This window comes from Mycobacterium hubeiense, from assembly GCF_002838065.1.
In the GTDB taxonomy this organism is placed as follows: domain Bacteria; phylum Actinomycetota; class Actinomycetes; order Mycobacteriales; family Mycobacteriaceae; genus Mycobacterium; species Mycobacterium hubeiense.
In genome coordinates this window covers 1-20,645 of the sequence record NZ_PIZU01000037.1, presented here as the reverse complement: position 1 = coordinate 20,645, position 20,645 = coordinate 1, and the positions used below count along the sequence as shown (strand labels likewise).

Genomic DNA, 20,645 nt, shown 5'->3' with positions numbered 1-20,645 from the left:
AAGCAGGGCTTTGACCCCAAGAAGGGCGGCAAGTTCGAGCCGACCACGAAGGCTCAACCGGCCCCCGGCCCCAAAGTGGGCGACCACAAGAAGAGGTAGCGACCAGGCTCCACAGCGCCTGCTATTGGCCCGCGGATGTGATGAACCGCTGGGTTCGGAGTGAGTTGTGTGGCTGCCGCTCGTGGGCCGCAGAGGTCGGCCGGCCGGCGCGCGACCCGGTCACTCCTCGAGCGCGTAGGCCACCGCGTCACGGAGACCCAGCGAGCGGCCCACTTCGTTGGCAGCCTCGTATGCCTGCGCGTCGAGCGCCTCACGGGCCCGGCGCTCGCATTCTTCATGGAAGGCAGGCAGATTCGGGAACAGGAATACGTAATTGCCTACGCCGCGACCGACCGCTTGCGCGGCGCCCATCAGCACAACGGCTCGCTCCGCCCTGCCCTCGTCGGCGGCGAGCCAGGCCAGCGCCTCTAAGTACGTCGCCGCGGTTCGCCTATCGTCCAGGCGTTGGGCCAGCCGGAGGCCCTCGTTGAAGGTGTTGGCGGCGTGTTCGCCGTCGCCCTCAAGCCAGGTTTCGAGGCCGATGCCCACCAACGCCCATGTGCGATAAACCGATTCGCCGTGCGACTCCGCCAGCTCGCACACCCTTCTGTTCCACGAAAGCGCCTCTGTCACATCCCCCCGCATTTCGTGCGCACGCGCCAGCAACAGCAGTGCGGAAGCACGAACGGTGAGGTCGCCACACGCGTCGACGGCCTCACCAAGGCGCCTGCATGCGCGATCAGCGTCGCCACCCAACATGGCGGCGAACCCGTCGGCGATGGCAACGAGCGCGTGTGCCTGGGGATCGGCCAGCTGGCCCGTCATGCGGTCGGCGACCTCCTGTGCCTCCCGTGCCCGAGCCGCCGCTTCCTGCACGTCGCCCTGGAGGCTGGCCAGCACGCTGGCGTAGTAGATCGCCTCCAGCCGTTCATATGTCGGTTCGGGCGGCGTGCGCGCCAACGCCTGGTCGAGCCAGCGCCGTCCCTCCCCAACCAGTCCATGCGAGATCCAGAACGGGCTCAGGTTCGTCGCCACCCGGGGCGCGACCTCGGGTGATTGGGTCAGGCTGTACTCAACCGCCTCACGCAGATTCGGCATCTCCTGATCCAGGCGCTCGATCCACTCGATCTGCCGGGCGCTGAACCACTCGTCGGCGGCGTCGCGCGTCAATCGCTGGTACCAATCCAGATGTCGGCGGCGCAATTCAGGATATTCACTAGTCGTCTTGAGCTTCTCGCGGCCGTAATCGCGCAACGTTTCGAGCAGCCGGAAACGCACCACGTCGAGCGACTCCGTGCGAATCAGAATGGATTTGTCGACCAGCGCGGTCAGCAGATCGTCGACATCTTCTGGGGCAAGGTCGCCGCCGCAAATGTCTTCGGCGGCTTCGAGTTCAAAGCTGCCGGCGAACACCGAGAGTCGGACCCACAGTTGCTGTTCGGCGGGCGTGCACAGGTCATAACTCCAGCCGACGCTCCAGGCCAGGGTCTGCTGCCGTGCCGGCGCGCCGCGGCTGCCGCGGGTCAGCACCGCGTACCGGTCGGCCAGCCGATCCAGCAGCTGGGCGGGCGACATCACCCGCAACCGCGCAGCGGCCAGTTCAATCGCCAGCGGTAACCCATCCAGGCGTGAGCAGATCTGGGCGACCGTCGCCTTGTTGTCTTCAGTGAGGTGAAATCCCGGCACCGCGGCGGCCGCACGCTCGGCGAACAACGCCACCGCATCGAATCCGGGCAACCCACCCAGCGTCGGTTCCGGGTCGACGTCGGGAAATGCCAACGGGGACAATCGCAGCACCGTTTCCCCGCCTATGCCGAGGGCCTCGCGGCTGGTCGCGAGGATCCGCAGATCCGGGCAGGCCCGCAGGAGTGTCTCCGCCAGCTTGGCCGCCGCGTCGACCACATGCTCACAGTTGTCGAGCACCAAAAGCAGGTGGCGGGTGCACAGGAAGTCGATCAGCACCTCTTCCAGGGGTTTGGCCGGCTCGTCGCGCAAATCCAACCCCGCGGCGACCACATCCATCAGCGACGACGCATCACGTAGTTCACCCAGTTCGACCAGCCGCACGCCGTCGGGAAACTCCGCGGCCACCTCGGTCGCTGCCCGCAGTGCCAGCCGGGTCTTGCCGACCCCACCGATCCCCGTCAACGTGACCAGCCGAGACGTCGTCAGCAAATTCTTCACTTCGGCGAGCTCATCACGGCGACCGATGAAGCTGGTCAGCTCCAGCGGGATGTTGCTGAGCGTGCGGCGGGCGCGGACCGAAGCTGTTGCCCGCCGCTGCGGGTGCTCTGGCTCCGTTTCGGTACGCGTCGCCATCTCGTCGACGGGGAAGCCGTGCCGCGACTGGAGCCGGCGGAGTTGTTCACCGAGCTCCAGCGGCGACGGGCGGTCCTGCGGGTCGCGGGACATCGCCGCTTCGATGGCGGCGGCGACGTCGTCGGAGATCCCGCTCTCGCGCAGATCGGGTGCGGACTCGGTGGCGATGCGCAGAAACTGTGCGACCACCTGCTCGCCGCTGCGGCGCTCGTAGGCGGCGTGACCGGTGAGCGCGCAGAACAAGGTGGCACCAAGCCCATACACGTCGGATGCCTGGGTGGGCGGATCGCCACTGAGGATCTCGGGTGCGGTGAATGCCGGTGAGCCCGTGAAGGTTCCGGTCGCCGTCTTGAAGCCGCCGGTGATGTGGGCGATGCCGAAGTCGGTCAATGCCGGCTCGCCGTAGTCGGTGTAGAGAATGTTGGCGGGCTTGATGTCGCGATGCAGGATCCCGACGCCGTGCGCAGTCGCCAAAGCGCCGGCCATCTTCACGCCGAGCCGCAGCACCTCGTCGAGCGGCAGCGGCCCGACCCGGCGGATCCGCGCCTCCAGCGAACCGCGACGGTGATACTGCATCACCAAATACGGGTAGCCACTGGCTGTTTCGCCGACCTGCAGCACGCCCACTATGTTGGGATGCCCCGTCAGCCGGCCCATCGCGCGCTGCTCCCGCAGGAACCGCTCGCGGTTCTCCTCGAGGTCCGCGGTGAGCACCTTGACCGCCACCGTGCGGTCGAGGTCGACCTGAGTGCACCGATATACGATCCCGAAGCCGCCTCGTCCGATCTCCTCGGCGTCATCGAATCCGGCCGCAGTCAACTCCGAAACGATGGCGGGGCCAACGTCGCGTTGCGTCTGAGTCGGATCGCTCTTCATCATCGGCTACCTGCGATAGGGCCGAGCATAGTCCCGCAGCGAAGCGCGGGGGGCCTAGTCGCGCGCTGCCGGCTGGCGGTCACGACCGCAGGGGCGAGTGTGCGGTTTCATACGCGTGCCGCGGCCTGTCTCGTATGAATCCGCACACTCGGCGGCACGCGCGGCCGGGCCGACGAAACCTACTTCTTGACCGTGTGCTGCGGGCCCTGTGCCTTCTTGTACAACGCCCGCAGCATCCGGTCGCGGAAGGCGGCGTTGTCGATCAGCTTGATGCCGGCGTTCGCCACGCGCGGATAGCCGAGCAGCTTGTGGAAGTAGCGGCCGCGCCGATACTCGCGGCCCCATGCCTCTTCCATCCGCAGCGCGTAATTCGTGAAGTCGTCCGGCCCGCCGTTGGTCAGCGCCGCGATTGCGCACTCGCCGGCGGCCAGCCCGGATTCCAACGCCTTGGAGATGCCCGCGCCCGACGCCGGCTTACCCGCACCGAGTGAGTCGCCGGTGAACAGGACGCCCGGGCGCCACGGCGGCCACGCGGTGAAACCCATCGGCAACCGCCACGCCCGCACGCTCTTGTTCTTCTTGAGCTCCTCGATCGCCGGCAGCTCCCACTCGGGTGGCAGTGTCCGCAGGAACTCGCCGAGGAACTGGGTCGCGTTGATGGACTGCCAGTTCTTGTAGCTGTTGACGTAGCCAAGCCCGATGTTGAACCGTCCGCCGCCCATCGGGAACACCCAGCCGTAGCCGGGCAGCTGATCGCCCTGGAACTCCAGCTTCAGATAGATGTCCAGCGAGTCGGAGTCCGGACGGTTGGCGTACATCTCCGAGCGGATCGCGATCGCCGAGTAGCCGTTGTACTCCGAATCGATCTTCAGCGCCCGCTTGATCGGGGAGTAGGCGCCGTCGGCGGCGATCACCGCGTCGCCGTACACCTTCTCGCCACTCTTCAGCGTCACACCCACGACGCGGTCGTTCTCGACGATGGGCCCGGTCACCTCGGCGGACTGGCGCACGGAGGCCCCCGCCGATTCGGCGTGTTTGAGCAGCAGCGTGTCGAGCTCGGTGCGGCTGACGGTGTGGCCGTGGTCGGGCATCCCGGGACGACGGGGGAACGACAGCTCCCACTCGCTGGGACTGAACACGGTGACCCGGTTGACGCGATGGAACTTCGCGACCTCGTCGGTCAACCCCATCTTCTGCAGATAGCTGACCGCCCGCGCGGTCAGGCCGTCGCCGCACGGTTTATCGCGCGGAAACTCGGCCTTGTCCAGGACGACCACCTTGGCGCCGGTCTGAGCCGCCTGCCATGCGGCCGCCGAGCCGGATGGCCCGCCACCTGCGATGACCAGGTCGTATCGCTGCGTCATGAGCCTCGTCTCATCGATTGACTGTCCGAGCGATACTACCGAAGGCGGCCGCTGCCAGCGCGGCGGGCGAGGACGACGAATCCCCCGACGATCGCGCCTTTGCGGCGGGTCTGACCAGGTCAGGGCGTCTGGGCGGTAGAGTGATCGCGTGCGGCGAGGGTCAAGGCCACGTGCCAGTGGCGAAAAGGGCGGCAAGGTGGACGCCCGCAGCGAACGCTGGCGCGAGCATCGGAAGAAGGTGCGCTCGGAGATCGTCGACGCCGCGTTCCGCGCGATCGACCGGCTCGGGCCGGAGCTGAGCCTGCGCGAGATCGCCGAGGAAGCCGGCACGGCCAAACCGAAGATCTACCGCCATTTCACCGATAAGTCCGACCTGTTCCAGGCGATCGGCGAGCGGCTGCGTGACATGCTCTGGGCGGCGATCTTCCCGTCGATCAACCTCTCGAAAGACCCTGCCCGCGAGGTCATCCGCCGCAGCGTCGAACAGTACGTCCAACTCGTCGACGAGCATCCCAACGTCATCCGGTTCCTGATCCAGGGTCGGTTCGCCGAACAGAGCGAGTCGACGATGCGCGCGCTCAACGAGGGCCGCGAGATCACGCTCGCGATGGCCGACATGTTCGACAACGAGCTTCGCGAAATGGAACTCGACGCCGCCGCCCTGGAACTGGCGGCCTACGCGGCATTCGGCTCGGTCGCCTCGGCCACGGACTGGTGGCTCGGGCCCGAGGAGGACAGCCCGCGCCGCATGCCGCCCGAGGAGTTCGTCGCGCATCTGACGACGATCATGGTCGGCTCCATCAACGGCACCTGCGAACTGCTCGGAATCAAGATCGATCCGGATCTGCCGCTGCACGAAGGCGTGCGCCGCCGCGAACACGTCGCCTGATCCAGGCCGAGACGCCGCGCACGGTAACGTATCCAGTACCGGCGTTCCCAGGAAGGTGAGACCATGACCGTTGCCCAGGAAGCGGCCCAGAACACCACACAGAAGCCCGTACACACCCGTGCGCTAATCATCGGGACGGGATTCTCGGGCCTGGGCATGGGCATCGCCCTGCAGAAGCAGGGTGTCGAGTTCCTGATCCTGGAGAAGGCCGACGACGTCGGCGGCACCTGGCGCGACAACAGCTACCCCGGCTGCGCCTGCGACGTGCCGTCGCACCTGTACTCGTTCTCCTTCGAACCGAAGGCCACCTGGAGCAAGCTGTTCTCGCCTCAGCCCGAGATCTGGGACTACCTCAAGGGCGTCACCGACAAGTACGGGCTGCGCCGCTACATCAGGTTCAATTCGCTTGTCGACCGCGCACATTGGGACGAGGACGAGTGCCGCTGGCACGTCTTCACCGCCGACGGGCAGGAGTACGTCGCCCAGTTCCTGATCTCCGGGGCCGGCGCGCTGCACATCCCGTTGGTCCCCGAATTCGAAGGCCGCGACGAATTCCATGGCGTCGCTTTCCATTCCGCGGAGTGGGACCACAGCGTCGACCTCACCGGCAAGCGGGTCGCGGTCATCGGTACCGGCGCCAGCGCGATCCAGATCGTGCCGGAGATCGTCAAGCAGGTCAGCGAACTGCAGCTGTACCAGCGCACCCCGCCCTGGGTGGTGCCGCGGCCCAACGGCCCGTTCCCCGAAGGGCTCAAGCGCGCATTTGCGTCTATCCCGGGCCTACGCCTGGCGGTGCGGGGCGGAATCTATTGGTGGCTGGAGGGTCTCGGATTCGCGATGACCCGACAGCCCGCGCTGCTGCGGGCGGTGGAGCTGGTGGCTCGGGCCAACATCCGCCGCAACGTTCCCGACAAGCAACTGCGTCGTCGGCTCACTCCGAACTACCGGGCCGGCTGCAAGCGAATCCTCTACTCGCCCAACTACTATCAGGCCGTCGCGAAGCCGAACGTCGAGCTGGTGACCGATCGCATCTCCCGGATCACGCCCGACGGGATCGAAACCGCTGACGGGGTCGAACGCAAAGCGGACGTGATCGTGTACGCCACCGGCTTCCACGTCACCGACTCCTACACCTACGTCGACGTCAAGGGGCCGGGCGGTGAGGACCTGGTCGATCGCTGGAATCGCGAAGGCGTGGTGGCGCATCGGGGCGTGGCCGTCGCCGACATGCCGAATCTGTTTTTCCTGCTGGGCCCCAACACCGGTCTCGGGCACACGTCCGTCGTGTTCATGATCGAATCGCAGATCCGCTACGTCGCCCAGGCGATCGCGGCCGTCGACAAGCGCGGGGCCAAGGCGCTGGCGCCCACCCGCGCGGCCCAGAACGAGAGCAACGCCGAACTGCAGAACGAACTCGCCGGCAGCGTCTGGAACACCGGCGGATGCCGCAGCTGGTACCTCGACGAGCACGGCGTCAACCGGACGTTGTGGAGCGGGATGACCTGGCAGTACTGGCGTGCCACCCGCAAGCTGAACCCCGAGGAGTACGCCTTCTACGGGGTCAACGGAGACAAGGCAGACGACACGCGAACACAAGGTGTTGCGGTCCACTAGCTTGTCGGCCCCCAGGGGTAGTGTTTGAAGTACGACCTGGCAAACACACTTCTGCGGCGAAATGAGGTTCTGGTGACCGAAGGAATGAAGCTGATCGACCGCGTCTCGGCCATCAACTGGAATCGCCTGCAGGATGAGAAAGACGCCGAGGTCTGGCACCGGCTGACCGGAAACTTCTGGCTGCCCGAGAAGGTGCCGGTGTCCAACGACATCCAGTCGTGGAACACGCTCACCGACCATGAGAAGCAGATGACGATGCGGGTCTTCACCGGCCTGACGCTGCTCGACACCATCCAGGGCACCGTCGGCGCCGTCAGCCTGATCCCCGATGCGCTCACCCCGCACGAGGAGGCCGTCTACACCAACATCGCGTTCATGGAATCGGTGCACGCCAAGAGCTACAGCAACATCTTCTCGACGCTGTGCTCGACGGCCGAGATCGACGAGGCCTTCCGCTGGTCGGAGGAGAACCCCAACCTGCAGCGCAAGGCCGAGATCGTCATGGAGTACTACAAGGGTGACGAGCCGCTCAAGCGCAAGGTGGCCTCCACGCTGCTGGAGAGCTTCCTGTTCTACTCCGGGTTCTACCTGCCGATGTACTGGTCCAGCCGCGCCAAGCTGACCAACACCGCCGACATGATCCGGCTGATCATCCGCGACGAGGCGGTGCACGGCTACTACATCGGCTACAAGTACCAGCGCGGCCTGGCGATGGAGGACGACGCCAAGCGGCAGGAGCTCAAGGACTACACCTACGAGCTGCTGTTCGAGCTGTACGACAACGAGGTCGAGTACACCCAGGATCTCTACGACGAGGTCGGCCTCACCGAGGACGTCAAGAAGTTCCTGCGCTATAACGCCAACAAGGCGCTGATGAACCTCGGCTATGAGGCGCTGTTCCCGCGCGATGAGACCGATGTGAACCCGGCGATCCTGTCGGCGTTGTCACCGAATGCCGATGAGAATCATGACTTCTTCTCCGGCTCGGGCTCGAGCTACGTCATCGGCAAGGCCGTCAACACCGAAGACGAGGACTGGGACTTCTAAGCCGTGTCGGCGGGGCAGGCCGGCTTCCCGACGCCGGCCGCCACCGGGACATCTCGCATGGCCCGCACGCGGATGCGCGCGCCGCGGTGCGGCTCCAGGATGACGTGGCGGACCCGCTGGCGTTCGGCGGGCGCCGTGGTGGTGTCCAGTTCGACGCGGCGCAGGATTTCCCGTAGCACCACCCGCATCTCGACCATCGCGAACGTGGCACCCAGGCATCGGCGGTTGCCGCCGCCGAACGGCAGCCACGTCGTCGGACTCAGCGTCGCGCCGACCATGCGGTCCGGGTCGAACATCTCCGGCTCGGGGTACTGCTCCGCGCTAGCGTGCACCAGACCGATGCCCGGCACCACCATGACGCCCGCGGGCAGGTGGTAGCCGGCGAGGTCGACCGGCTTCGTGAGGACGCGACCCACGTCGAAGACCACGGGACGAATCCGCAAGGCCTCCTTGGCCACTGCATCGAGGTACTCGTCGCCCGCCGGATCGCCCGCGGCGCTGGCCTCGGCTCCCCGCACCGCCTTGTCGAGGATCGCCGGATGACGGGTGAGCCGCTCCAGCGCCCACGACAGCCCGGTGGCGGTGGTGTCATGGCCCGCAACGAGCAGCGTCATCAGCTGGTCGCGCAGTTCCCGATCGGTCATCGTGCGGCCGTCGTCGTCGGCGGCGCGGACCAGCATCGCCAGCACATCGGTACGCTCCGCGAGCCCGGGATCGCTTCGGCGGTCGGCGATTTCGGCGAACAGCAGCCGGTCGGCCTCCTCGATGCGTTTGCGAATCGGTTGCCAGGGCAGGCGACGCTGGAGATTCGGGCTGGCGATCGCCAGTGACGCGAACGGCCCGAGGCGCAGCAGCCTCGGCATGACGTCGCGCAGCGCGGCGAGCCGGTCCGGGTCGCTGGCGCCGATGACGGTCCGCAGGATCACCTCGAGGGTGATCTGCGACATGCGCGGCGCGACGGGGAAGTCCCTACCCACCGGCCACGTCGCGATGTTGGCCGCCGCGATCTCGGCCATGGTGGTGGTCTGACGGGCGACGGCGTTGCGCTTGAACGGCGCGAGCATCAGGCGGCGCCGATCGGCATGCACCTCGTCGTCGACCACCAGTACGGAGCTGTCGCCGAGTAGCCCTTTGAGCATCGAATTGGCTTCGCCCGCATGGAAAATGCCCGGATCGCCGGCGAACACCTCTTTGATGTCGGCGGGGTCGGCCAGATACACCATCGGGGGCACCATCGACATGCGCAGGGTGAACACCTTTCCGTACCGGCGGCGGCAGGTCGCGATGAAATGCGGCCAGTAGCGCGCCAGCAGCACAGCCTGGACCGGTTTGGGCAGTGGTGGTCCGGGCGGCAGCTTCGCGTCCATATGCCCAGCCTACGAGCGCAGCGGCGGTGAACGACGGGCAAATGGCCGACGAACTGTGCAACCGCAGGTGGCGAAGGCGGTCCACAGCAAGGACACTGGGCGGCGTGACCGCCACGTCGCTGCTGGCTTCGGTGCTGAACTGGCTGCGCGCCGGCTATCCCGAGGGCGTTCCCGGCGCCGACCGAGTGCCGTTGCTGGCGCTGTTGCGCGCCACCCCGCTGACCGAGGATCAGATCAAAGAGGTGGTGCGCAACATCACCGCCGACGGGTCACCGGCGATGGCCGCGATCGACCGCGACGAGATCGCCGAGTTCATCAAGGATGTGACGCATCACGACGCCGGCCCGGAGAACATCAAACGGGTGGCTGCCCGGCTGGCTGCCGGTGGCTGGCCGCTGGCGGGCGTCGACGACACGGCGATCTAGCCGCGCAGGGACGACGTGTCGATGACGAATCGGTACCGCACGTCGCTGGCCAGCACTCGTTCGTACGCCTCGTTGACGTAATCCGGTGCGATGACCTCGATTTCGGGGCGCACGTCGTGCTCGGCGCAGAAGTTCAGCATCTCCTGCGTCTCGGCGATACCGCCGATCAACGACCCGGACAGGCTGCGCCGCTTGAAGATCAGCGGGCCGGCAGCGACCTGCATCGGGTGCTCGGGCATGCCCAGCTCGACCAGCGTGCCGTCGAGGTCGAGCAGGCTCAGATACGCGCTCAGGTCCAGGTTCGCCGAGACGGTGTTGAGGATCAGGTCGAATGAGTTCTGCAGCGTCTTGAACGTATCCGGATCCGACGTCGCGTAATACGCGTCAGCGCCCAGCCGCAGGCCGTCCTCCATCTTCTTCAACGACTGGCTCAGCACTGTCACCTCGGCGCCCATCGCCTTGGCGAGTTTGACGGCGAGGTGGCCCAGCCCGCCGAGGCCGATGACCGCGACGCGGGTGCCCGGTCCCGCATTCCAGTGCCGCAGCGGCGAATACGTGGTGATGCCCGCACACAGCAGGGGAGCGGCCGCCTCCAATGGAAGGTTGTCCGGGATGGCCAGCACGTAGTTCTCGTCGACGACGATGGCGCCGCTGTAGCCGCCCTGCGTGGGTTCGCCGTCACGGCCCACCGAGTTGTAGGTGCCCGTCATGCCACGCACGCAGTACTGCTCTTCACCGGCCCGGCAACTGGCGCACTCGCGGCAGGAGTCGACGAAACAGCCCACGCCGACGCGGTCGCCCACCTTGTACTTGGTGACCTCGGAGCCGACCTCGGTCACGATGCCGGCGATCTCATGGCCCGGCACGATCGGATAGGTGGGCTGGCCCCACTCCGCCCGCACGGTGTGGATGTCGGAGTGGCAGATGCCCGCGAAGTGGATGTCGAAGGCGACGTCATGCGGCCCGACGTCGCGACGGGTGATGGTGGTGGGGGTCAGCGGTGCGGTCGCCGATGTCGCGGCGTATGCGGAAACAGTCTTGCTCATGCGAAAACCTTAGGTTAGCTAACGGAAGTTTTGCCGCAACGATGCGGCCATCAGGCACAACGGCCTGACGTACGGGCATTAGTCCCGTCTCGGGTGTGATGTACGTCGGGCCGGGCGGTCGACGACCCTATTGGGGCTCTGACTGTGCGGTTTCATACGCGGCGCGCCGCGCGGTGCGTATGTAACTGCACAGTCGCGGAGAGGGGGGCCTATCGACGAACGCGCTACAGGCCCGGCGCGCGGAAGGCCCCGTTGAACGACACCCGTTCGTATCGCACCAGCCCAGCCTGCTGATACGGGTCGGCCTCGATCAGCGCGTCGGCGTCGTCGGCGCTCATATCGCCGCTGATCAGCTCCGCGCCGGACTGGTCTTCCACCCGGCCGGCCAGCAGAATGCGTCCGGCGTCGACCTCGCCCTTCAGCCAGTCGAGATGCGCGGGACGCGTCTTGTCGATGACGTCGAGCGGCTGCAGGTAGGTCAGCGTGAGGACGTGGAACACCCGCGCAACGCTAATTGATCGGGGCGTTGACCCAGCGCAGGTCGTCCAATATTCCGCGGGCGGCGACGATGCCCTGGCCGGTCTGCCAGACCTCGTTGTTGACCACGAACACGCGGTTGTCCCGGTTGGCGGACAGGTCCTTCCACGCGTCGCTGTTCATCACCTCGGGGGCGCGGTCCTTGGCCGCCGCCGACGCGAACGACAGGTAGACGATGTCGCCGTCGGCGATCGAGAAGTTGGGCGGGTTCTCCAAATCGGTGGTGTCGATCTCGACAAACGGTTGATCGGTAAACCGTTGTGCCGCAGGACGATCCAGGCCGACGGCGGCCAGCACGCTGCCGGGGAAGTTCTCCGCGCCGTACACCCGCAGCGTCGACTCGGTCATCTGGATCACCGACGCTTGGAAGTGCGTCGCGTCGTTCTCGGCGCCGGTCTTGTCGGCGGCGGCCTCGAAGCCCTCGATCAATTCGTCGGCGGCGTCGGGGCGACCGGTGGCCGCCCCGACGGTGCGCAGATTGTCCCGCCAGCCCGCACCGGGCGCGCCGGTGAACACCGTCGGTGCAATCGCCGACAGCGCCGGGTAGGCGTCCGGCGTCAATGCCTGCGAGCCGAGGATCAGGTCGGGCGAGGCGGCTTCGATCGCGGCGAGATCCGGAGCGCTGCGCGTGCCCGCCGGCGGCAGGTCGTGGATGACGGTGCCGAGATAGGACGGCTGGCGATCCGAGCCGTCGGGCAGCGCGGCGGCCACGATGCGCGACTGCAGCCCCAGGGCACACAACGCGTCGAGTTGGTCGCCCGCCAGCACCACGATGCGCTGCGGGTCCTCGCGTACCTCCGTGGTGCCCGCGGCGTGGCGCACCTCGCGCGATCCCCGGTCGACGGGCGCTGGATCCGGCGCGCAGGATTCGTCGGGCCTGCGCTGATTGCCCAGCACGCCGGCGCCCGCGATCTTGGTGGTGCTGGTGATGACCGACTGCCCGGCGGCGGTCGACGACGGGGTTGGATCCGTTGACCCGCAGCCGGTGGCCAGCGTGATGATCAGGGCGGTGATTATGGCGGCCGCGCCGGCCAGCTGTGCTATCCGCGGTCGGTTGATCGGCACGGCGCCGACGGTAACATCCGGGCACTTCGCAGCTGGTGAAGCAACCTCGTGCATCGTTTACGACGGTTTGTAGGACCCAGGCTTGCTGGGCCCCGGTCGGGAGATAGGATTCGGGGCGAACCGTTCGGGTTTGTCCCGATGAACCTTTGGAGGACCTCTTGGTAGCCGAAGCGCCCCCAATCGGAGAACTCGAGGCACGGCGTCCGTTTCCGGCGCGGCTCGGTCCCAAGGGCAATCTGGTCTACAAGCTGATCACCACCACCGATCACAAGCTGATCGGGATCATGTACTGCGTCGCCTGCTTCATCTTCTTCTTCATCGGCGGGCTGATGGCGCTGTTCATGCGCACCGAGCTGGCGATGCCGGGGCTGCAGTTCCTGTCCAACGAGCAGTTCAACCAGCTGTTCACCATGCACGGCACGGTGATGCTGCTGTTCTATGCGACGCCCATCGTGTTCGGGTTCGCCAACCTGGTGCTGCCGCTGCAGATCGGCGCCCCCGACGTGGCCTTCCCGCGGCTCAACGCCTTCAGCTTCTGGCTGTTCCTGTTCGGCGCGATGATCGCGATCGCCGGCTTCATCACTCCCGGCGGTGCCGCCGACTTCGGCTGGACGGCCTACTCGCCGCTGACCGACGCCATCCACTCGCCGGGCGCCGGTGGCGATCTGTGGATCATGGGCCTGGCCGTCGGCGGTCTGGGCACCATCCTCGGTGGCGTCAACATGATCACCACGGTGGTCTGCATGCGTGCGCCGGGCATGACGATGTTCCGGATGCCGATCTTCACCTGGAACATCCTGGTGACGTCGATCCTGGTGCTGCTGGTCTTCCCGCTGCTGACCGCCGCGCTCTTCGGCCTCGCGGCTGACCGCCNCATCCTCGGTGGCGTCAACATGATCACCACGGTGGTCTGCATGCGTGCGCCGGGCATGACGATGTTCCGGATGCCGATCTTCACCTGGAACATCCTGGTGACGTCGATCCTGGTGCTGCTGGTCTTCCCGCTGCTGACCGCCGCGCTCTTCGGCCTCGCGGCTGACCGCCATCTGGGCGCGCACATCTACGACCCGGCCAACGGCGGTGTGTTGTTGTGGCAGCACCTGTTCTGGTTCTTCGGCCACCCCGAGGTGTACATCATCGCGTTGCCGTTCTTCGGCATCGTCACCGAGATCTTCCCGGTGTTCTCCCGCAAGCCGATCTTCGGTTACACCACGCTGATCTACGCGACGCTGTCCATCGCGGCGCTGTCGGTCGCTGTGTGGGCGCACCACATGTATGCGACGGGTGCGGTGCTGCTGCCGTTCTTCTCGTTCATGACGTTCCTCATCGCGGTGCCGACGGGTATCAAGTTCTTCAACTGGATCGGCACGATGTGGAAGGGCCAGTTGACATTTGAGACACCCATGCTGTTCTCGGTGGGCTTCCTGGTGACCTTCCTGCTCGGTGGTCTGTCCGGCGTGCTGCTGGCCAGTCCGCCGCTGGACTTCCACGTCACCGACTCGTATTTCGTGGTGGCGCACTTCCACTACGTGCTGTTCGGCACCATCGTGTTCGCCACCTATGCCGGTATCTACTTCTGGTTCCCGAAGATGACGGGCCGGCTGCTCGACGAGCGGTTGGGCAAGCTGCACTTCTGGCTGACATTCATCGGCTTCCACACCACGTTCCTGGTGCAGCACTGGCTCGGCGACGAGGGTATGCCGCGCCGCTACGCCGACTACCTGCCCACCGACGGGTTCACCACGTTGAACGTGGTGTCGACGATCGGCGCGTTCATCCTCGGCCTGTCGACCCTGCCGTTCACCTGGAACGTGTTCAAGAGCTGGCGCTACGGCGAGCCGGTGACCGTCGACGATCCGTGGGGTTACGGCAACTCGCTGGAGTGGGCGACCAGTTGCCCGCCGCCGCGGCACAACTTCACCGAGCTGCCCCGGATCCGTTCGGAGCGACCGGCATTCGAGCTGCACTATCCGCATATGGTGCCGCGAATGCGTGCCGAGGCACACGTCGGCCGCGATCACCATCACGAGCTCGAGCCGGCGGACCAATCCAGCTGATGGCCCGTCGCGGCATTCGGGGGTGAGCGCCACGCCGAAGGTGTCGGTACTCATCACCGTCACTGGAGTCGATCAACCTGGCGTCACGTCAGCGCTGTTCGAGGTGCTGTCCCGGCACAAGGTTGAGCTGCTCAACGTCGAACAGGTCGTCATCCGCGGCCGATTGACGCTGGGCGTTCTGGTCGCCGCACCGCCCGAGGTGGCCGACGGGTCCGCGCTGCGTGACGACGTGGAAGCCGCCATCCACGGCGTCGGCCTGGACGTGACGATCGAGCGTAGCGACGACCTGCCCGTGATGCATGAGCCGTCGACGCACACCATCGTGGTGTTGGGCCGTCCGATCACGGCCGAGGCATTCGGCGCGGTGGCACGTGAAGTGGCGACGCTCGGCGTGAACATCGACTTCATCCGCGGCGTCTCCGACTATCCGGTGACGGGGCTGGAACTGCGGGTTTCGGTGCCACCCGGCGCCGCCTACGAGCAGCTGCAGGCCGCGATGGCCCGGGTGTCCGTCGACTTGGGTGTCGATATCGCCCTCGAGGATTACAGCCTGTCGCGACGGACCAAGCGGCTCATCGTCTTTGACGTGGACTCAACGCTGATCCAGGGCGAGGTCATCGAGATGTTGGCCGAGCGCGTCGGCGCGCAGGCGGCGGTGGCCGAGGTCACCGAGGCGGCGATGCGTGGTGAACTCGACTTCGCCGAGTCGCTGCACCGCCGGGTCGCGACGCTGGCCGGGTTGCCTGCGTCGGTGCTCGACGAGGTGGCCGACCAGATCGAGTTGACGCCCGGCGCGCGTACGACGATCCGGACGCTGCGGCGCTTGGGGTTTCACTGCGGCATCGTGTCCGGCGGGTTCCGCCAGGTGATCGAGCCGCTTGCGCATGAACTGATGATGGACTTCGTCGCCGCCAACGAGCTGGAAATCGTCGATGGCAAGCTGACCGGGCGGGTGATCGGCCCGATCATCGACAGGCCCGGAAAAGCCAAGGCGCTGCGGGATTTTGCGCAGCAGGCCGGGGTGCCGATGGAGCAGACGGTGGCGGTCGGCGACGGCGCCAACGACATCGACATGCTCGCCGCAGCTGGGCTGGGCGTGGCGTTCAACGCCAAGCCCGCATTGCGCGAAGTCGCCGACGCGTCGCTAAACCACCCGTATCTGGACACCGTGCTGTTCATCCTCGGCGTTACCCGCGGCGAGATCGAGGCCGCCGACGCGGTCGACGGAGTATTGCGCCGCGTCGAAATCCCTGACGACTAACTAGCGCGAGCAGACGTAAAACTGCCTCTTTTCGGCCGAAATTGGGCAGTTTTACGTCTGCTCGGCCGGCAACTAGACCACCACGGCCGTCGGCTCTGGCGCGGCCGCCGAACCGGTGATGCTGTGCCACGCCCGCGCGAGCAGTTCCACCGCCTCGGTGAGCTGATCCTCCGGCAGCGCGTACGGCACCCGCACGAACCGCTCCAGGGTGCCGTCGACGCCGAACCGCGGGCCTGCGGGCAGATCGAGCCCGAGCCGGGACGCGGCCGCCGACAGTGCGGTGCTCATCGGCGCGGGCAGTCGCACCCACAACGACATGCCGCCCACACCCGAACCCGGCTGCCAGTCGGGTAGATGGCGCCGCAGCAGCGACTGCAGCACGGCGCGACGGGCGCGCAGGATCTCGCGGCGCTCGGGCAGGATCTCATGGCGACGCGCGAGAAGCCTTGCCGCCGCGCATTGTTCGAGCACCGGCGTGCCCATGTCGATCGACGGCCGCAGAGCGGCGATGGTGGCAATCGTCGCGCGCTCGGCGCGAATCCAGCCGACCCTTAGCCCGCCCCAGAACGACTTCGACATCGAACCGACGGTCAGCACAAGGTCTTTTCGTGTGGTCATCTCGGCGGCCATCGGCGGCGGCATCGGCTCGTCCAGCCACATGTCGAGGATGGTCTCGTCGATGACGGTGCGGGTGCGTGTCTCGGCGATGATGCGCGCCAAGCGCTTTCGATCGCTCGTCGGCATCGTCAATCCCGTCGGGTTCTGGTTGTCGGGGATGAAGTACGCCAGGTTCGGTGCCAACTGATTCACCGCGGCCTGCACCGCGTCGAGTTCCCAGCCGTCCTCGGTCATCGCCACCGGGACGGGCCGGGCCCCCGCAGTGGTGATGGCCGACAACGCGCCGTGATATGTCGGCTGCTCCACCAAGACCCGGTCGCCGGGCTGCACATACGTGGTCAGGATCAAGCCGATCGCATGCAGCGCGCCCGTCGTCACCAGCACTTCGTCGGGGGCGGTGGGAAGGCCACGCTCGCAATATCTTTCGGCGACGGCCTCCCGCATCGCGCTCACCCCGACGAGCTCATGGCCGGGCTCGTGAAGATACGGCGTCACGTCGCGGGTGGCATCGGTGAACGCCTCCATCACCGCGGCAGCGGGTGCGGACAGCGCCGCCGCGGCCAGACTCACCGTCGGCGGCATCGGCTCCGCGCGGGCCGCCGGCGCGACCGGCAGGGCGGTGGTACTGCGCGCCCCGCGGCGGGCGTGCAGATACCCGTCGTCGCGCAGCTGCGTGTAGGCGGCGGTGACGGTGGTGCGTGAAACCCGCAGCGCATCGGCGAGCGCCCGCTCACTGGGCAGGCGCGCACCCACGGGGACGCGCCCGTCGATGATCAGCAGCCGGATCGCGTCGGCCAGGCCCTGATAGGCCGGACCACTGCGACTGGACGTGCGCCAGTTCCCGAGCTCGCGAGCCAAAAGGTCCACATCGAGCGCTCTGGCTGCCATTCCTGTCGTCATTTGCAAGCCAGTATGCGCTGACTGGCTATTGAGAAGCAAGCCAGTTGGTCGTAATTATCGGGTCATGAGCACGAACTGGACATCAAGACTCGGTCGCGAACTCGCCAAGCTGTTCAGCTGGCAGGCGCCTGCGGGTTGCAGCGACTACATCGATCGCGACGCCGAACGCATGGCCCGCGACCTCGAACTGATCAAGCTGCGCTTCCCGCATCACTCGTGACCGGCGCAGTGCTGCGCGGCACCGCGCTGCTCGTCGGGCTGAGCGGCTACGGCTTCTCGATGGCGATGATGGTGCGCGCCGGGCTCGGCCTCGACCCCTGGGATGTGTTTCACCAGGGTCTGGCCCGCCACACCGGCATGACCATCGGCATCGCATCGGCGGTCGTGGGTGTGGCGGTGCTGGTGGCGTGGATTCCGCTGCGCAACAGGCCCGGCATCGGCACCGTCGCCAACGTCATCGTCATCGCGATCACGGTCGACGCGGGCATGGCGATCCTGGACGCGCCGACCTCGATGCCGGTGCGCATCGCGATGATGGTCGCCGCCGTCGTGCTCAACGCGTTCAGCACGGTGCTCTACGTCGGCGCCGGGCTGGGGCCGGGCCCGCGTGACGGATTGATGACGGGGCTGGTGGTGCGCACCGGGTTGTCGGTGCGGCTGATCCGCACGTCGATCGAGGCGACCGTGCTGGTCGTCGGTTGGCTGTTGGGTGGGACGGTCGGGGTGGGCACGGTGGTGTACGCCTTCGGCATCGGCCCGCTGGTGCAGATGTTTCTGCGCATCACACCGACGCGGATCCTGGCGGTCAGCGGCTGGGGCGATTTGGGCGTAAATGGTCGCGCTCACCGCAACCGAGCGCGCCGAAATCGCGACACTACGATGGTCGGGTGCCCCTGCGCGGAGAAGACGCTGCCGACCCCGACTTGCTGATCGACTTCGCCAACGTCTCTTTGCGGCGCGGCAACCAGCTGCTGGTCGGACCCGTCACGTGGTCGGTGGAGCTCGACGAGCGGTGGGTCGTCATCGGGCCCAACGGGGCCGGTAAGACGTCGCTGCTGCGCATCGCGGCGGCGCTGGAGTACCCGTCGTCGGGCACCGCGTACGTCCTCGGCGAGAAGCTGGGCCGGGTGGACATGTCGGAACTGCGCTCCCGGGTGGGGCTGAGCAGTTCGGCGCTGTCGCAGCGGGTACCGGACGACGAGGTGGTCCGCGATCTCGTGCTGTCGGCCAGCTATGCGGTGCTCGGGCGCTGGCGTGAGGAATACGAGGACGTCGACTACGACCAGGCCATCGACATGCTGGAAAGCGTCGGCGCCGAGCATCTCGCCGAACGCACCTACGGGACATTGTCCGAAGGCGAGCGCAAGCGCGTGCTCATCGCGCGGTCGATGATGACCGACCCCGAACTGCTGCTGCTCGACGAGCCCGCCGCCGGGCTGGACCTCGGCGGCCGCGAAGAACTCCTGGCGCGACTGGAGGACCTGGCGCTCGACCCCGACGCCCCGGCGCTGGTGCTGGTCACCCACCACGTCGAGGAGATACCGCGCGGCTTCTCCCACTGCATGATCCTGTCCGAGGGCGGGGTCGTCGACGCCGGCCTGCTGCCCGATGTGCTGACGGCCGAGAATCTGTCGAAGGCGTTCGGCCAGTCGATCGTGCTCGAGGTTTCCGACGGGCGCTACTTCGCACGACGGGCCAGGAGCCGGGCGGCGCACAGGAGGCGAGAATGACTGAGCAACCCCTGACTCCGCGCCCGGCGGCCACCGTGATGCTGATCCGCGACACCGCCGAGGGGATCAAAGTCTTTCTCATGCGGCGGCATTCGGCGATGGAGTTCGTCGCCGGGGTGATGGTGTTTCCCGGCGGCGGGGTCGACGACCGCGACCGCAACGCCGACATCGCCTGGGCCGGACCGGGTCCCGACTGGTGGGCCGACCGCTTCGGCGTCGACGCCGGCTTGGCCGAGGCGCTGGTGTGCGCGGCGGCTCGTGAGACGTTCGAAGAGTCCGGCGTGCTGTTCGCCGGGGCAGCCGACGATCCTGACGTGCTTGTCGACGACGCCTCCGTCTACCGCGACGCGCGACTGGCGTTGGCGAACAAATCGCTGTCCTTCGCGGATTTTCTGCGCACCGAAAAGTTGGTGCTGCGCGCCGATCTGCTGCGCCCGTGGGCCAATTGGGTGACGCCGGAGGAGGAGCGCACCCGTCGCTACGACACCTATTTCTTTGTCGGGGCGCTGCCGGAAGGTCAGCGCGCCGACGGCGACAACACCGAGACCGACCAGGCCGACTGGGTGACACCTGCGGCGGCGCTTGACGATTTCGCCGCCGGCCGCACCTTCCTGCTGCCGCCGACGTGGACCCAGCTGGACTCGCTCAACGGCCGCACGGTCGCCGAGGTGCTGGCGGTGGACCGTCAGATCGTCGCGGTGCAGCCGCATCTGGCGGTCGAGGGCGGCAACTGGGAGATCGAGTTCTTCGACAGCGACCGCTACAACGCGGCCCGCAACCACCGGGCACCATGAGCGAGTTCGTCAGCATCGTCAGCAGCGATGAGCAGCCCGGCATCGGCACGCTGCTGCTCTCGCGGCCGCCGACCAACGCGATGACTCGGCAGCTCTACCGCGAAATCGTGGCTGCCGCAGAGGAACTCGGGCAACGTGACGACATCGCCGCGGTGATCGTGTTCGGCGGGCACGAGATCTTCTCCGCGGGCGACGACATGCCGGAAATGCGCACCTTGAATCCCGAGGAAGCCGTCGCGGCCGAGCAGGTGTGCCGGCGCGCCGTCGACGCGTTGGCTGCGATTCCGAAACCGACCGTCGCCGCCATCACCGGCTACGCGCTGGGCGCCGGGATGACGCTGGCGTTGGCCGCGGACTGGCGGGTCAGCGGCGACAACGTCAAGTTCGGCGCCACGGAAATCCTCGCCGAACGGACGCCGGGTGGGGGAGGCACCGCCCGGCTGGCCCGCGCGATCGGCGCGAGCAAGGCCAAGGACCTGGTGTTCAGCGGACGCTTCGTGAGCGCCAAGGAAGCGCTGGCGCTCGGGCTGATCGACGAGATGGTCGCACCGGACCACGTCTATGACGCCGCTCTGGCCTGGGTGCGCCGTTTCGTGGACCATCCGCCGCAGGTACTGGCCGCCGCCAAGGCTGCGATCGACGCCGACCGTTAGGCTGCCCTCGTGGTGTGTCCTGGAAGCTGGATCAGGCTTGCGGG

General features: G+C 67.1%; 18 protein-coding genes. 11 read left to right on the top strand and 7 right to left on the bottom strand.

Features of this window, described 5'->3' with window-relative positions:
- Positions 1-219: 219 nt before the first annotated feature.
- The gene (locus tag CWS39_RS22565) at positions 220-3,237 is read right to left on the bottom strand and encodes a protein kinase domain-containing protein (RefSeq protein ID WP_431306170.1); all 3,018 of its coding nucleotides are present in this window, start codon (positions 3,235-3,237) and stop codon (positions 220-222) included.
- 176 nt (positions 3,238-3,413) lie between these two features.
- The gene (locus CWS39_RS22560) at positions 3,414-4,598 is read right to left on the bottom strand and encodes a geranylgeranyl reductase family protein (protein WP_102145132.1); all 1,185 of its coding nucleotides are present in this window, start codon (positions 4,596-4,598) and stop codon (positions 3,414-3,416) included.
- A gap of 148 nt (positions 4,599-4,746) precedes the next feature.
- Between CWS39_RS22560 and CWS39_RS22555 the strand changes: the two genes are divergently transcribed.
- The 3 genes from CWS39_RS22555 to nrdF all read left to right on the top strand — a co-directional run bounded on the left by CWS39_RS22555 (position 4,747) and on the right by nrdF (position 8,148).
- Positions 4,747-5,487 (top strand): TetR/AcrR family transcriptional regulator, encoded by a 741-nt coding sequence (locus CWS39_RS22555; protein ID WP_102145131.1) that lies wholly within the window; start codon positions 4,747-4,749, stop codon positions 5,485-5,487.
- A gap of 63 nt (positions 5,488-5,550) precedes the next feature.
- Positions 5,551-7,101 (top strand): flavin-containing monooxygenase, encoded by a 1,551-nt coding sequence (locus CWS39_RS22550; protein ID WP_102145130.1) that lies wholly within the window; start codon positions 5,551-5,553, stop codon positions 7,099-7,101.
- A 72-nt stretch (positions 7,102-7,173) separates the two neighbouring features.
- Positions 7,174-8,148 (top strand): class 1b ribonucleoside-diphosphate reductase subunit beta, encoded by a 975-nt coding sequence (gene nrdF, locus CWS39_RS22545; protein ID WP_199178261.1) that lies wholly within the window; start codon positions 7,174-7,176, stop codon positions 8,146-8,148.
- Here the strand turns inward: nrdF and CWS39_RS22540 are convergent.
- Positions 8,145-9,515 (bottom strand): cytochrome P450, encoded by a 1,371-nt coding sequence (locus tag CWS39_RS22540; protein ID WP_102145129.1) that lies wholly within the window; start codon positions 9,513-9,515, stop codon positions 8,145-8,147. The genes nrdF and CWS39_RS22540 overlap by 4 nt on opposite strands.
- A 95-nt stretch (positions 9,516-9,610) precedes the next feature.
- Here CWS39_RS22540 and CWS39_RS22535 point away from each other — a divergent pair, with 95 nt between their 5' ends.
- Positions 9,611-9,940, top strand: a complete 330-nt coding sequence (locus tag CWS39_RS22535; protein WP_431306171.1) for a DUF3349 domain-containing protein — start codon at positions 9,611-9,613, stop codon at positions 9,938-9,940.
- On the opposite strand, the gene CWS39_RS22530 is transcribed toward CWS39_RS22535, so the two are convergent.
- The 3 genes from CWS39_RS22530 to CWS39_RS22520 form a co-directional block, all read right to left on the bottom strand.
- Positions 9,937-10,986: an NAD(P)-dependent alcohol dehydrogenase gene (locus CWS39_RS22530; RefSeq protein WP_102145127.1), complete on the bottom strand. Its 1,050-nt coding sequence runs from the start codon at positions 10,984-10,986 to the stop codon at positions 9,937-9,939. The genes CWS39_RS22535 and CWS39_RS22530 overlap by 4 nt on opposite strands.
- A gap of 224 nt (positions 10,987-11,210) precedes the next feature.
- Positions 11,211-11,486, bottom strand: a complete 276-nt coding sequence (locus CWS39_RS22525) for a YciI family protein (protein WP_102145126.1) — start codon at positions 11,484-11,486, stop codon at positions 11,211-11,213.
- Between the two features lie 10 nt (positions 11,487-11,496).
- Complete coding sequence (locus CWS39_RS22520) at positions 11,497-12,588, bottom strand: iron-siderophore ABC transporter substrate-binding protein (protein ID WP_102145125.1); 1,092 nt, start codon at positions 12,586-12,588, stop codon at positions 11,497-11,499.
- Positions 12,589-12,746: 158 nt separating this feature from the next.
- On the opposite strand from CWS39_RS22520, the gene CWS39_RS30365 reads away from it, so the two are divergent.
- Both CWS39_RS30365 and serB read left to right on the top strand, forming a co-directional pair.
- Positions 12,747-14,645: a cytochrome c oxidase subunit I gene (locus CWS39_RS30365; RefSeq protein ID WP_142386909.1), complete on the top strand. Its 1,899-nt coding sequence runs from the start codon at positions 12,747-12,749 to the stop codon at positions 14,643-14,645.
- Between the two features lie 22 nt (positions 14,646-14,667).
- Entirely contained in the window at positions 14,668-15,906 is a 1,239-nt protein-coding gene (serB, locus tag CWS39_RS22510) for a phosphoserine phosphatase SerB (protein ID WP_102145123.1), read from the top strand.
- 72 nt (positions 15,907-15,978) lie between these two features.
- Here the strand turns inward: serB and yczR are convergent, their stop codons facing one another.
- Complete coding sequence (yczR, locus tag CWS39_RS22505) at positions 15,979-17,424, bottom strand: MocR-like transcription factor YczR (protein WP_102145122.1); 1,446 nt, start codon at positions 17,422-17,424, stop codon at positions 15,979-15,981.
- Positions 17,425-17,488: 64 nt separating this feature from the next.
- On the opposite strand from yczR, the gene CWS39_RS29280 reads away from it, so the two are divergent.
- Genes CWS39_RS29280 through CWS39_RS22485 form a run of 5 tightly spaced genes read left to right on the top strand, consistent with a single transcriptional unit; the run spans position 17,489 to position 20,601 of the window.
- Complete coding sequence (locus CWS39_RS29280; protein ID WP_199178259.1) at positions 17,489-17,644, top strand: hypothetical protein; 156 nt, start codon at positions 17,489-17,491, stop codon at positions 17,642-17,644.
- Entirely contained in the window at positions 17,641-18,354 is a 714-nt protein-coding gene (gene yczE / locus CWS39_RS22500) for a membrane protein YczE (protein ID WP_102145121.1), read from the top strand. Before CWS39_RS29280 ends, yczE begins: the two co-directional genes overlap by 4 nt.
- The gene (locus CWS39_RS22495; RefSeq protein WP_102145120.1) at positions 18,312-19,154 is read left to right on the top strand and encodes an ABC transporter ATP-binding protein; all 843 of its coding nucleotides are present in this window, start codon (positions 18,312-18,314) and stop codon (positions 19,152-19,154) included. The genes yczE and CWS39_RS22495 overlap by 43 nt, the downstream gene beginning before the upstream one ends.
- Entirely contained in the window at positions 19,151-19,948 is a 798-nt protein-coding gene (locus CWS39_RS22490; protein ID WP_102145119.1) for an NUDIX hydrolase, read from the top strand. The genes CWS39_RS22495 and CWS39_RS22490 overlap by 4 nt, the downstream gene beginning before the upstream one ends.
- A complete protein-coding gene (locus CWS39_RS22485) occupies positions 19,945-20,601 on the top strand; it encodes an enoyl-CoA hydratase (RefSeq protein WP_102145118.1) in 657 nt (218 codons plus the stop codon). The genes CWS39_RS22490 and CWS39_RS22485 overlap by 4 nt, the downstream gene beginning before the upstream one ends.
- Positions 20,602-20,645 lie beyond the last annotated feature (44 nt).